Genomic DNA, 13,186 nt, shown 5'->3' with positions numbered 1-13,186 from the left:
GGGTGACCAAGATCGAACTAGACGCTTTACCTCGATCTTGGTCACCCTCCCCTCGAATTCCGTCCACCCGCAACCGGCCGCACCGCCCCGGACGACAGATTCAGCCGGCGGATTGACGACCAGCACCAGGCGCCAGCTCCATCGACAGCACGATCTTGCCGCGAGTATGACGAGCCGCCAACTCGGTATAGGCCTCCCGAACCGCCTCCAGCGGATAGACCGCCGCAATCGGCAGGGAGATGCGGCCCCACGCGACTTCCGACGCCATGAAGGCCAACGACTCGGCGTCGCTGGCAGCCGAGCTGCCCTCGGTCTTCACCCCGTACTTCTCGGCCGCAGCCCAGTCGATCACGGTGTCGATGCGGGCCGGGTCGACCTTCAGGTTGACGGCCAGCTCGACGTAGCCACCGCCGTGCGTGTCGATGAAGGCGTCGATGCCGGAGGGCGCCGCCTGGCGCAACCTGCCCTCCAGCCCTTCGCCGTAGGCGACCGGGGTGACCCCGACCGAGCGCAACCAGTCCGCGTTGCCCTCGCTCGCGATGCCGATCACGTGGGCGCCGGCGTTGCGGGCCAGCTGGACGGTGAGCGAGCCGACGCCGCCCGCCGCGCCGCTGACCACGACGGTCTCGCCGGCCTGGGGTTCGACGGCGCGGACGGCCGCGAACGCGGTGACGCCGACGACGAACAGGCCGCCGGCGCGGATCCAGTCGAGGGCCAGCGGCTTGTGGGTGAGGTGGTCGGCCGGGACGGCCACGTATTCGGCGTGCGAGGAGCGCCAGTCGGACCAGCCGACCACCTCGTCGCCGATCGCGAACCCGGTGACCGACGGGCCGACCTCGACGACCCGGCCCGCGAAGTCGCTGCCCTGGCCGGACGGGAACGTCGACGGCCACATCTGGTGCATCAGGCCGCTGCGGATGGAGATCTCGCCGGGGTTGATGCCGGCCGCGACGACCTCGACCAGAACCTGGTCGGCCGCCGGCTGGGGCTTCTCGACGTCCTCGACCCGCAGGACGTCCACGTCGCCGTACTGATCAAAACGAACCGCTCGAGACATGCTGCCTAGTCAACACCTACTTGAGGAGCGTAACCACCTCGGCGGCTATGTCGTCGATCTCGCGTCCGTCGGTCGCGACGGTGTGGGTGGCGACCGAGGCGTAGAGCGGTTTGCGCTGGTCGAGCAGGTATTTCATGGTCGCCCGCGGGTTGATCGAGATCATTGGGCGCCCGGCGCCGAGGCCGACCCGCTTCACCGCGTCGCTGAGCTCGACCGACAGCCAGACCACGGTGTGCGCGGCCAGCAGCTCACGCGTGCCCTCGTGCATGATCGCGCCCCCGCCGAGGGCCAGGACACCGTCGAAGCTCGTCAGGGACGACGCGACCGCTGAGCGTTCCAGAGCGCGGAACGCGTCTTCGCCGTCGTCGAAGAAGATTTCCGGGATCGGCTTGCCGGCCCGCTCTTCGATGATCGCGTCGACGTCGGCGAACGGCACGCCGAGGAGCCGGGCGACCGCCTGTCCGATCGAGGTCTTGCCGGCGCCCATCGTGCCGACGAAGACCACCACCGGGGCCATCAGCGGATCACCAGGTTGTCGAGGTAGCCGGTGAGGTTGCGGCGGATCTCGGCGACCGAGTCGCCGCCGAATTTCTCGACCGCCGCCTCGGCGAGCACCAGCGCGACCATCGCCTCGGCGACGACCGCGCCGGCCGGGACCGCGCAGACGTCGGAGCGCTGGTTGATCGCGGTGGCCGGCTCGCCGGTGGTCACGTCGATCGTCTGGAGGGCCCGGTTGAGCGACGAGATCGGCTTCAGCGCGGCCCGCACCCGCAGCGGCTCGCCGTTGGTGATGCCGCCCTCGAGCCCGCCGGCCCGGTCGGTGATGCGGCGGACGCCGTCGGCCGTCGGGATGATCTCGTCGTGGGCGACCGAGCCGCGCGACCGGGCCTGGGTGAACCCGTCGCCGATCTCGACGCCCTTGACCGACTGGATCGACATCAGCGCGGCGGCCAGGCGGCCGTCGAGTTTGCGGTCCCACTGCACGTGGGAGCCGAGGCCGGGAGGAACGTGGTAGGCCAGCACCTCGACGATGCCGCCGAGCGTGTCGGCGTCCTTCTTGGCCGCGTCGACCTCGGCGACCATGCGGGCGCTGGCGTCGGGGTCGAGGCAGCGCAGCGGATCCTGGTCGATGCGGTCGAAGTCGTCGGGGGTCGGGATCAGACCCGACTTGGCGGTCACCGAGCCCAACTCGATCACATGCGAGACGATCTCGATGCCGAGGGCCTGCTTGACCAGGGCCTTCGCGACCGCGCCGACGGCGACCCGGGCCGCGGTCTCACGCGCGCTGGCCCGTTCGAGGATCGGCCGGGCGTCGGTGTGCCCGTATTTCTGCATGCCGGCCAGGTCGGCGTGGCCCGGGCGGGGGCGGGTCAGCGGAGCGTTGCGGGCCTGCTTCTCCAACTCCGCCGGATCGACCGGGTCGGCCGCCATCACGGTCTCCCACTTGGGCCACTCCGAGTTGCCGACGCGGATCGCGACCGGGCTGCCCAGGGTCACGCCGTGCCGCAGGCCGCCGATCACCTCGATCACGTCCTGCTCGAACGACATCCGGGCGCCGCGACCGTAGCCGAGCCGGCGCCGGGCGAGATCACGGGAGATCTCGGTGGTCGTCACCTCGACCCCGGCCGGCACCCCCTCGATCATCGCGACGAGAGCGGGTCCATGCGATTCACCTGCGGTAAGCCAGCGCAACACGGGTCCCAGTCTGGCACGGCGTCCCGGCTGCCGGTCGCCCGCGTCCCGAGTGGCGGACAGTCAGCTTTTCCCGGCCACGGCCGCGAGGGCCGCGCGCATCGCGGCCTCCGGCGCCGGGTGTACGCCGGTGAACTGCTCGAACTGACCCAGCGCCTGGGCGAGCAGCAGGTCGAGCCCGGAGACGACCGGGTTGCCGTGGGCGAGCGCGTCCGCGGCCAGGGGCGTCGGCCACGGGTCGTAAAGGGCGTCGAAGAGCACGGTTCCCGGTCGCCAGGCGATCGCGCCGGCCAGGTGGTCGGCGGCGCCTTTCGGTACGGTCGAGATCACCGCGTCGGCGTCGAAGGCGGCCACCGCGTCGGGCCAGTCGTGTCCCACCAGTCGCAGCCCGAGCTGGTCGGCGACCGGGGCCAGTTGGTCGCGCGCCGCCGGCCGCCGGGTCACCAGCGTGACGGCCTCGGCGCCGAGTTCGGCGGCGGCGACGAGAGCGGCCCGCGCCGTGCCCCCACCGCCGAGAACGGATATCCGCGGCGTACGGAAATCGAGGCCCGCCTGCCGTAACACCCGGACCATGCCCGCCACGTCGGTGTTGTCGGCGCGCCAAGCGCCGTCCGGCCTTCTCAGCAGCGTGTTCGCCGCGCCGGCCGCGCTAGCGGTCGCCGACGCCTCGGCCGCCAGCCGGAGCCCGGCCTCCTTGAGCGGCATGGTCAGCGACAGCCCGGCCCACTCCGGGCCCAGGCTCGCGACCAGGTCGGACAGTTCGGTCTCGGCGCACTCGAACGCGGTGTAATCCCAGCCGGTGAGCCCGGCGGCCGCGAAACCGGCATTGTGGATCACCGGCGAGAGCGAGTGCCCGATCGGTTTTCCACAGACAGCGGCCCGGTGCTGGTTGTTCTGCACCGGGCCACTGTAGGGCGTCAGCAGAGGGGGATGCCGTTGTGGCATGCCTTCTGAACATTCGCGTTGTGCTCGTCGTTCGTCGTCGCGAAGGCCGAGTTGCCCGCCTTGTCGATCACCACGAAGTAGAGCCACGGGCCGGCCGCCGGGCTCATCGCGCCCTGGAGCGCCGACTTGCCCGGGTTGTTGATCGGGCCGGGCGGCAGGCCCAGCTTGCTGACCGTGTTGTACGGGTTCTTCGGGTCGTCGAGCTCGCTGCCGGTCAGCTTGCCGGAGAACTTCGCCTTGCCGCCGTTGAGCTGGATCCAGTAGTTGGCGGTGGTGTCGAACTGCAACGGCATGTGGTTCTTGTAGGCCCGGTTGTACGCCACCCGGGCGATCTTCGGCATGTCGGCGTTGGTGCCCGACTCGGCCTGGGTCAGCGAGGCCACGATGAGCCCCTCGAACGGCGACACGGCCAGCGTGCTCTGCACCTTGTCGACGAAGCCGAGGTCACCCACCTGGGTGTTGAACCGGTCGACCATCGTCTTGAGGATCTGATCCGCGGTCATCTTGGGATCGAACTCGTAGGTGTCCGGGAACAGGAAGCCCTCGATCGACTTCTGGGCCGCCTTGTGGTCGCGCCGGTTGAACCACCAGGACTGCACGCCCAGCGCGCCCGGATCCTTGGCCGCCGCCTGGAAATCCTTGACCGGGATCTTGGTGGCCTTGGAGAGCAGCGCATAGATCTGCATCGTGGTCGAGCCCTCGGGGATCGTCACCCCGGAGGTGACCCGGTTCTTCGGGTCGAGCAGCGCGGCCATGGCGTTCTTGGCCGACATCTGCTTCTTCAGGTTGTACGTCCCGTTCTGGATGTTCTTGCTGCGCGGGTCTTTCTCGGCCGCGTTGGTGAACGCCTTGGTGCTCTTGATGACGTCCGCGTCGACCAGCGTGTTGCCGATGTCGGTCAGCGTCGAGCCCGGGGCGACCGTCACCTGGACCGGGCCGGTGCCCGCGCCGTCGTAGTCGGCGGCCGTGAAGAAGCCCTTGACCTTGTTGTAGCCGAAGTAGGCGCCGCCGCCGAGCACCGCCAACAGGATGAAAGCCATCAAAAAGGCAACAGCTGACTTACCTGAGCTCTTCTTCCCACCGCGGCTACCCCGCCGGTGGCGGGGTCGGCCGCGTTCGGCGTGCTCGTCGAACGCCAAGTCCAGCTCGTCGATCATCTCTGCCTCCGCTGCGCGTCCAGCCAGCTCTGCAGGATCTCCACTGCGGCCGCCTGGTCGACGACCGCTCGTTGCCGTCTCCCTCGGACGCCACGTTCGGCAAGCCTACGGGTCGCGACCACGGTCGACATCCTTTCGTCCGCCAGGGCGATCGGCACCTCGCCGACCGCTTCCGCCAGTCGCCCAGCGTACGCACGAATGTCTATGGCGGCAGGACCCTCGGCGCCGTTGAGCCGCACCGGGAGCCCGACCACGATCTGCACCGCCTCGTGTTCCCCCACCAGGCGGACGAGCTCGGCTATATCGCTGGGCACGGCATCCACTGCCGCACCCATGTCACGGGACAACGTGACCAGGGGGGTGGCCAGGATCCCGTCAGGGTCGCTTATGGCGACCCCGACGCGCACCTTACCGACATCGACGCCCAGCCGCCTACCCCGCGACAGCGCACTCAAGCGGTCACCCTCCCCATCCAACCGCCCCGCCCGCCGCCCTAAACGGCCCAAAGACGGGACCTATTCTCCGGTGTCCCCCACCGCCTTCTCCACCGCCGCCAGCAGAGCCGGAACCTGGTCAGCCGGGACGCCACCACCCTGGGCCAGATCGGCGTTACCGCCGCCCCGCCCGGAGAGCGCACCCTTGACCAGATCGGCCGCCGACAGGCCCTTGCTCCTGGCCGCCGCGTTGATCGCGACGATCAGCGACGCCTTGCCGTTGGCCCGGGCCGCGACCGTCACCACCGCCGGACGGGCAGAGTCGATCTTGCCCCGGATCTCCTGCGCAAGGGTACGCACGTCGTTGCCCGCCGCGCCCTCCGGCGCCTCGGTCCCCACAAAAGCCACGCCGCGCAGATCCTTGGCCTGGGCCGCGATCGCCGCCGCCCCGCCGAGCACCATCTGGGCGCGCAGCTTCTCCAGCTCCTTCTCGGCGTCACGCAGCGCGGTGACCGTCTGCTCGACCCGGTCGGCGACCTGGTCACCGGGCACCCGGAACAGCTCCGCCAGGCGGCTGACCAGCAGATGCTCCTTGGCCAGGAAACCGAACGCGTCGATGCCCACCAGCGCCTCGACCCGGCGGACGCCCGAGCCGATCGACTGCTCGTTGAGGATCTTCACCAGCCCCAGCTGACCCGACCGCGCCACATGTGTGCCACCGCACAATTCACGCGCATAGTCGCCGACTTCAATCACACGGACCTCATCGCCGTACTTCTCCCCGAACAGCGCCATCGCGCCCAGCCGGCGCGCTTCCTCCTGGGAGGTGATGAACGCGTGAACCTCGAGGTCGCGCAGGAGCACTTCGTTGACCTGCTGCTCGACGTCGTTCAGCACCACCGGCGAGACGGCCCCCGGGGTGTTGAAGTCGAACCGCAGCCGGCCCGGCGCGTTCAAGGAACCGGCCTGGGTCGCCGACTCGCCGAGGAAATGCCGCATCGTCTGGTGGATCAGGTGGGTCGCGGTGTGCGACCGCGAGATCGCCTTGCGCCGGGTCACGTCGATCTCGGCGTAACCGGTCTCCCCCGCCCGCACCTCGCCCTGCACGACGCGCGCCTTGTGCACGATCAGGCCGGGCAGCGGCTGCTGCACGTCGACCACCTCGACCCGGCCCGCACCGACGCTGATCAGGCCCGAGTCGGCCTGCTGGCCACCGCCCTCGGCATAGAACGGAGTGGAGTCGAGCACGAGTTCGACGTAGTCGCCCTCGCCGGCGACTGCTTTCTGCCCGCCATCGCCCAGCAGCGCCCGGACGCGAGTCTCCCGGCTGACCTCCTGGTAGCCCGTGAACTCGACCGGGCCGCCGTTGTCGAGCACCGTGCGGTACGCCGACAAATCGGCATGCCCGGTCTTGCGCGCCTTCGCGTCCGCCTTGGCGCGGGTCCGCTGCTCCGACATCAGGCGGCGGAAGCCCTCCTGGTCGACCTCCAGGCCCTGCTCGGAGGCGATCTCGAGGGTCAGGTCGATCGGGAAGCCGTACGTGTCGTGCAGCTGGAAGGCCTGCGCGCCGGTCAGTTGCTTCCCGCCCGTTTTGCGCGTCTCGTCGATCGCCACGTCGAGGATCGTCGTGCCCGCCTTCAGCGTCGAGAGGAACGCGTCCTCCTCCGCGTACGCGTAGGTCGAGATCCGCCCGAACTCCTCGGCCAGCTCGGGATATGACGGCGCCATGCAGTCCCGCGCCACCGGCAGCAGCTCGGGTAGCGCCGGCGCCTGCCAGCCGAGCAGGCGGATCGACCGGATCGCCCGGCGCATGATGCGCCGGAGCACGTAGCCGCGGCCCTCGTTGCTCGGCGTCACACCGTCGCCGATCAGCATCAGCGCGGTGCGTACGTGGTCGGCGATCACCCTCAGGCGTACGTCATCGGGGTGGGACTCACCCGCGACGTGACCGGAGTGCGCGCCGTAGACCTTGCCGGTCATCTCGGCCGCGCGGGCCAGGATCGGGCGGACCTCGTCGATCTCGTACAGGTTGTCGACGCCCTGCAGGATCGACGCGATGCGCTCCAGGCCCATGCCGGTGTCGATGTTCTTGGCCGGCAGGTCACCGACGATCGTGAAGTCCTCCTTCGACTTCACATCGGTGATCTCGTAGGTCATGAAGACGAGGTTCCAGTACTCCATGAACCGGTCCTCGTCGACCTCGGGGCCGCCGTCCTTGCCGTACTGCGGGCCACGGTCGTAGAAGAGCTCCGAGCACGGGCCGGCCGGCCCGGGGATGCCCATCGACCAGTAGTTGTCCTTCTTGCCCCGCCGCACGATGTGCTCGGCCGGCACGCCGATCTTGCGCCACAGCTCGAACGCCTCGTCGTCGTCGAGGTAGACGGTCGGCCAGATGCGCGCCGGGTCGAGCCCGAAACCGCCGTCGGCCATCGACTTCGTCGACAGCTCCCAGGCGAGCTTGACCGCGCCCTCCTTGAAGTAGTCGCCGAACGAGAAATTGCCGTTCATCTGGAAGAACGTGCCGTGCCGGCTGGTCTTGCCGACCTCTTCGATGTCGGGTGTGCGGATGCACTTCTGCACGCTGGCCGCGCGCGGGAACGGCGGGGTGCGCTGGCCCAGGAAGTAGGGCACGAACTGCACCATGCCGGCGTTGATGAACAGCAGGTTGGGGTCGTCGATGGCCGGCAGCGGGGCACTCGGCACGACCGTGTGCCCGTTGGCCTCGAAATGCGCCAGAAAGCGCCGCTTGATCTCCGCCGTCTTCATCGGTTCCCTTCCTGAGGCTCGTCTTCATAAAGCTCGCCGGCCTCGAACGCTTCGTGAATCTGCTGCTCCCGCTCGGTCATGCCGTCGCGGACGTCATCCACGAAGCTACGCACCGACTCGACCAGGCCGCCAGCAGACTGCGACAGCGAGGTGGCGATGCCCGTCGGGGTGAATTCGTTCGCCTTCTGAGTGAGTTTGCGAACGACGAGGGCGCCGACGGCCAGGCCGACGCCGAGCCACAGCAGGCGCCTCACGAGCGGGCCGCCTTACGGCGCTGCTTCATGGTGTCGCGCACCTCGCGCTCCTCGTCGGCGCGGCGGCGGGCCCGGGAGGCCTTGCGCAGGCCGTACCCGAACGAGGCCACCTTGATCAACGGGTTCGCCGCGGCGGCCGACACGACGGTCGACAGGTTGGCGACGTTCGCGGTCACGTGGGCCGCGTGCTCGGTGATCGTGTCGACCTTGGCGAGCTGCAGGTTGACACCGTCCAAAGAGACCTGCACCTGGCCGAGGGCGACATTCACGTTCTTCACCGTCTCGTCCACGTCGGCCAGCAGCGGGCCGGTGCGTTCGTTGAGATCGTTGATCGCCCGGGTGGCTGCACCCACGGTGCCGGCCAACTTGAGGATCGGCACGGCCAGCAGAATCACGAGAACGGCGAATGCGATCGCCGCGATCAGACCTGCGACTTCTCCGGCGTCCATCTAGCGCGTCTCCTCTTCACTGCGGTCAACGGTTACGGCGGGACAACGTGCAGACCCTACCGTCCGTGACCACGACGCGCTTCAGGACGCCTTCGGTGTCGGCGTACCGAGAAGTGGATCGTCGGAGAACGTCGGATCCGGCGTCTCGCCGATGAGGTCCGGGCTCTGCTTCGGTTCCTTCTTACCCCGGGTGTCGGTGATCGCGTTCTGCACCTTCATGCTCACCGTGGACCCGACGCACTTCTTCGGATCCTCGGTCGGCGCCACGGCCGTCGACGGCAACGCCGCCGGATCCTGCGCGGCGAGCGCGTCAACCGCGCAGTCCGGCAGGCTGACCTGCAAGTCCAGTGTGAACTCGTCCCGCTTCCAGCAGCTGTAGGTGCCGGACGCCGGGTCGATCGGCTGCTCCGGGCACTCGGCCACCCTCCACGGCTGCCAGCCGCTCGACTTCAGCGCCTGGTCGTAGGCCGCGGTGGTCTCCTTCAACGGCTTCGCCGAGTCGGCGGTCCGCTCCCGGAACCGGCAGTCGATGAAGCACCACTGGCTGCCGCTGCTGCGGTCCTCGACCCGGGTCTGCGCCCACGACGGCACGTCGAGCGAGTCGAGCGAGGTGAAGACCGGATCACGCCCGGCCGACCGCAGCCCGAAGAACACCGGCAACACGATCAGCACGATCGCGGCCAGGGAGATCAAGGTCACCATCCGAAGACGCCGCCGACTCCGCATCTGGTTGCGCAGCTCGGTCCGGGCACCCTTCAAACCCCCGAGGGTCTCCCCAGGGCCGGGCACCGGAGGCCGGGCGCCGGCTTGCGCCGGCTTCGCTTGCGACGGTACGCCCAGAGAGCCGTCACCGAGCCGCTCGTCACCGTCGAGGTCGCCCCCGACCGAGGCCCGTCCACCAACCGAGGCCGCTCCGACTGAGGCCGCTCCGACTGAGGCCGCCCCCACCGAGGCCGCCCCCACCGAGGCCGCTCCGATCGGACGCGCCGCACCGGTCACGCCACGCCCCAGCGGGCCCGTTCCCGGCGACGCGAGGTCAGTCCCGCCCGGCCCCATTGAGCCGGCTCCGCCGGAAGCCGAGCCGGCCGGACGAGCCGCACCACGACCCAACGGACCAGTGCCCGGCGACGCCACATCAGCCCCGGCCGGACCCGCGCCGACAGACGCCGCGCCGACCGGACGGGCCAGACCGGCGGCGCCGCGCCCCTGCGGACCGGTCCCCGGGGATGTCATATCGGGCCCACCGCGGCCGGGCGCTCCGACCGGAGCAGCACCCGCCGGACGGGCCGAACCGGAAGCGCCCCGGCCTTGCGGGCCGTCACGTCCGGGCGAACCGATCGGCCCCGAACTGGCGGCGTCGACCGCCGCCGCTCCGACCGAGGCGGCACCCGCCGGACGGCCCGGGGCACGGCCCATCGGCCCGGTGCCGGGCGCGTTCAGGTCGGCGGGATCGACACCTGCCGCACCGACGGAGGCACTACCCGCCGGCCGGGCCGCTCCAGGCCCACGACCGAGCGGTCCGGTCCCGGGGGAATTCGCATCGGCCGAGGCCGAACCAGCCGGCCCACCACCGGCCGAAGCCGCGCCGCCCGGACGAGCCGAACCGCGACCGGCCGCCCCGGCGCCCATCGGGCCGTTGCCGCCTCCGCGCGGACCTCGACCGCGCGGGCCGGGGCCGTCGGGACCTTGTCCGTTCAGGGCGCCGCCGGGCGCGTTCGGGTCGACCCCACCACGAGCGGCGCCCATGGCACCGGAAGAGTTCGGATCGCCGGGACGGCTCCGCCCGGCCGGTGAGGTCGGATCGACGGCGCGCCGGCCGGCCGCCGCGGCACCCGCGGCCCCGGCCGCACCCGCGGCCCCGGCCGCACCCCGCGGAATCGCCCCGGTGCCCCGCGAACCGGGCACGGTCGAGCCACTGGCCCGCGGCGCCGGCGCGCTCCGCGCGGCACCGGCCGGACGCGCGGCTCCCCGCGGCGGGCTGCCCGGCCCGGCCGAGTCGCCGGCCTGGCTGTGCTGACCACCCTGCCCACCGGGCGCCGGCTGACTGTGCCGGCCGCTGCTCTCTTCCGGCAGGGCCCGGCTGTGCTGCCCGCTCGACTCTCCGAACGGCGCACCCGACGAGGGACGTCCCGGCAACGGCTGGCTGTGCTGGCCCGGACCATCGCCCGACGCCGGACGCCCCGGAAGCCGCTGACTGTGCTGACCCTCATCCCGCGAGCCACCGAACGGCGCACCCGAGGCCGGCCGCGTCGGCGTGGCTTGGCCGTGCCGGCCCGAGGGCTCGTCCCGCAGGCCGCCGAAGGGCGCCCCGGAGGACGGCCGAGTCGGCAGAGGTTGGCTGTGCTGGCCGGGCGCATCGCCGTACGGTGCTCCGGACGCGGGACGCCCCGGCAACCGCTGGCTGTGCTGACCGGAGGCCTCGTCGTCGAAGGGCGCACCCGACGCCGGACGCGTCGGAAGCCCCTCGCCGAACGGCGCCCCCGACGCGGGGCGGCCCGGCAACCGCTGGCTGTGCTGGCCCTCGTCCCGCGGGCCGTTGAGAGGCTGGCTGTGCTGGCCGGGAGCCCCGCCGCGGGGCGCACCGGAGGACGGCCTCGCGGGCAGTGGCTGACTGTGCTGGCCCGGAGCATCCGCGCGGGGCGGTGCGAACGGCCGGCTGTGCTGGCCCGGAGCCTCGTCCCGCGGCCCGCCGAACGGCGCACCCGAGGACGGCTGGCCCGGGGCATCGCCGGGAGGCGGCTGGCCCGGACCCTGACCGCGCTGCATCGGCCCGGTGCGCACGGCACCGGTGCCGGGCTGATTCGGACCGGGCTGATTCGGACCGGGCTGATTCGGACCGGGCTGATTCGGGCCCGGCTGATTCGGACCGAGCTGGCGCGGACCCTGGCCGGGGGCGCCCCCGCGGGCCGGCTGGCCACCGCGCGGCCCCTGACGGCGGCTCTGCCCGCCCGGGCCGTCGGCCATGGCCCCGGCCCGACCCGGTACGGCCGGCGTGCGAATGCCCTGCCGCCCCGGCACCACCGGCGGCATCACCGGGGCGGACGCCCGCGCGGCCGGGCCCGGCCCACCACGGAAGCCCTCGGCGCCGGAACCGTCCTGCGGCGGAACACCACGACCGCGCTGGCCACCGGCCGGTCCGAAGTCCGGCGAGCTGCCGTCGGGCCCGCTCGGTCCGAAGCCGCCCGTGGCCTCGTCACCGTCGCGGTTGCCGCGGCGACCACGGCGTCCGCCCGGGCCCCGCCCGTCATCGGCGGTGCCGTGCCGTCCGGTGCTCTCACCGTTGGCGACGCCGTGCCGCCCCGTGTTCTCGTCCCCGGCGCCCGGCCCGCCGAAGCGCCCGGGACCACCGGACACCGGCCCGGTGCCGCCCGGCATTCCGACGCCCGCCCGGCCCGGCAACGGACCGGAAACGTCTCCCGGCAGATTTCCGCCACCGCGGCCCGGCATCGGACCGGGGCCGGGCTGGCCGCCCGGTCCGGAACCTGCGCTACCCGGCATGGGCCCGGTGCCGCCACCCGGCACGTCGCCGAGCGTGCCCGGCCGTCCCGGCGGCCCGGGAGCCGGGCTCTGCGGCCGAGGGCCGCCGCCCTGCTCGGGTGCCCGGAAGCGATCGCGCCCGCGAGTGGGGCCACCGGGCGAAACCGGCCGTGAGGACGGGCTCGCTTGCGGACCCGGAGCAGGCGGCATGCCGGGAGCCGGCGAGCCACCGAACCCGGCGGCACCGCCGGTGGCGGGCGGAAGTGCGGGCGCGTTGCCCGAGGCCGGCACGCCCGGCGCGTTGCCGGAGGCGGGCACGTTCGGCCCGGGATTGTCCATCTGGCGGCGGCCCTGGCCGGGCTCGCCCGCGTACCGTCCGGGCGCCGGCGGCGGAGCAGCCGCGTACGCCCCGGCGGTCTGGTCATGCTGCCCACCCGCGCGCGAGCCTTGCCCCGGGATGGCTCGCCCGCCCGGCCCGTTGCCGTCCTGACCCGGAGCACCGGGAGGAAAACCCGATTGGCCCCGCCCACCGGAAGGAAAACCCGGTTGGGCTGGCCCTGATTGGGCCGCCCCGCCGGGAGCGAAACCCGATTTGTCCGGCCCCGATTGGCCCCGCCCACCGGGAGCGAAACCCGATTTGTCCGGTCCGGCTTGGCCAGGCGGAAAACCCGGCTGCCCCGGCCCCGATTGGCCCCGCCCACCAGATGCGAAACCCGCTTGGTCCGGGCCGCCGGGCGGGAAACCCGGCTGCCCGGGACCCGATTGAGCTGGGCCGCCAGAAGAGAAACCGCGTTGACCCGGACCCGGACCCGGGCCAGGGCCGCCGGACGGGAAGCCGGGCTGGCCTGGGCGCGGAACCGGCGCCCCCTCGGCCGGCATGGGGCCGGAAGCCTGCATGGGGCCGGAAGCCTGCATGGGGCCGGAAGCCTGCATGGGGCCGGAAGCCTGCATGGGG

Annotated in this window: 12 protein-coding genes; 2 read left to right on the top strand and 10 right to left on the bottom strand. The window is 72.0% G+C overall.

Annotated elements, in window-relative coordinates; translation table 11 throughout:
- Window positions 1-100: 100 nt before the first annotated feature.
- The 10 genes from AB0M88_RS50525 to AB0M88_RS50480 form a co-directional block, all read right to left on the bottom strand.
- Complete coding sequence (locus AB0M88_RS50525; RefSeq protein ID WP_364115017.1) at window positions 101-1,057, bottom strand: NADP-dependent oxidoreductase; 957 nt, start codon at window positions 1,055-1,057, stop codon at window positions 101-103.
- A gap of 16 nt (window positions 1,058-1,073) precedes the next feature.
- Complete coding sequence (locus AB0M88_RS50520) at window positions 1,074-1,574, bottom strand: shikimate kinase (protein WP_364115015.1); 501 nt, start codon at window positions 1,572-1,574, stop codon at window positions 1,074-1,076.
- Complete coding sequence (aroC, locus tag AB0M88_RS50515; protein WP_364115013.1) at window positions 1,574-2,752, bottom strand: chorismate synthase; 1,179 nt, start codon at window positions 2,750-2,752, stop codon at window positions 1,574-1,576. Before aroC ends, AB0M88_RS50520 begins: the two co-directional genes overlap by 1 nt.
- A 60-nt stretch (window positions 2,753-2,812) precedes the next feature.
- Window positions 2,813-3,649, bottom strand: a complete 837-nt coding sequence (locus AB0M88_RS50510; RefSeq protein WP_364115011.1) for a shikimate dehydrogenase — start codon at window positions 3,647-3,649, stop codon at window positions 2,813-2,815.
- Between the two features lie 17 nt (window positions 3,650-3,666).
- Window positions 3,667-4,734, bottom strand: a complete 1,068-nt coding sequence (gene mltG / locus AB0M88_RS50505) for an endolytic transglycosylase MltG (protein WP_364115009.1) — start codon at window positions 4,732-4,734, stop codon at window positions 3,667-3,669.
- 113 nt (window positions 4,735-4,847) lie between these two features.
- Window positions 4,848-5,306 (bottom strand): Holliday junction resolvase RuvX, encoded by a 459-nt coding sequence (gene ruvX / locus AB0M88_RS50500; protein ID WP_364115007.1) that lies wholly within the window; start codon window positions 5,304-5,306, stop codon window positions 4,848-4,850.
- A gap of 60 nt (window positions 5,307-5,366) precedes the next feature.
- Window positions 5,367-8,051 carry an alanine--tRNA ligase gene (alaS, locus tag AB0M88_RS50495; protein ID WP_364115005.1) on the bottom strand — a complete coding sequence of 895 codons (2,685 nt, stop codon included), beginning with the start codon at window positions 8,049-8,051 and terminating at the stop codon, window positions 5,367-5,369.
- Window positions 8,048-8,305: a hypothetical protein gene (locus AB0M88_RS50490; protein WP_364115003.1), complete on the bottom strand. Its 258-nt coding sequence runs from the start codon at window positions 8,303-8,305 to the stop codon at window positions 8,048-8,050. Before AB0M88_RS50490 ends, alaS begins: the two co-directional genes overlap by 4 nt.
- Window positions 8,302-8,754, bottom strand: a complete 453-nt coding sequence (locus tag AB0M88_RS50485) for a DUF948 domain-containing protein (protein ID WP_364115001.1) — start codon at window positions 8,752-8,754, stop codon at window positions 8,302-8,304. Before AB0M88_RS50485 ends, AB0M88_RS50490 begins: the two co-directional genes overlap by 4 nt.
- A gap of 81 nt (window positions 8,755-8,835) precedes the next feature.
- Window positions 8,836-9,456, bottom strand: a complete 621-nt coding sequence (locus AB0M88_RS50480) for a hypothetical protein (RefSeq protein WP_364114999.1) — start codon at window positions 9,454-9,456, stop codon at window positions 8,836-8,838.
- 1,042 nt (window positions 9,457-10,498) lie between these two features.
- On the opposite strand from AB0M88_RS50480, the gene AB0M88_RS50475 reads away from it, so the two are divergent.
- Together AB0M88_RS50475 and AB0M88_RS50470 are read left to right on the top strand one after the other, a co-directional pair.
- Window positions 10,499-10,771, top strand: a complete 273-nt coding sequence (locus AB0M88_RS50475) for a hypothetical protein (RefSeq protein WP_364114997.1) — start codon at window positions 10,499-10,501, stop codon at window positions 10,769-10,771.
- Window positions 10,772-11,412: 641 nt separating this feature from the next.
- Window positions 11,413-12,405, top strand: coding sequence for a hypothetical protein (locus tag AB0M88_RS50470; RefSeq protein ID WP_364114995.1), 993 nt, complete (start codon window positions 11,413-11,415; stop codon window positions 12,403-12,405).
- Window positions 12,406-13,186: the final 781 nt, after the last annotated feature.

This window comes from Actinoplanes sp. NPDC051411 (genome assembly GCF_040682075.1).
Classification (GTDB): Bacteria; Actinomycetota; Actinomycetes; order Mycobacteriales; family Micromonosporaceae; genus Actinoplanes.
The sequence above is the reverse complement of the archived record's forward strand: the minus strand, read 5'-3'. Positions and strand labels throughout refer to the sequence as shown.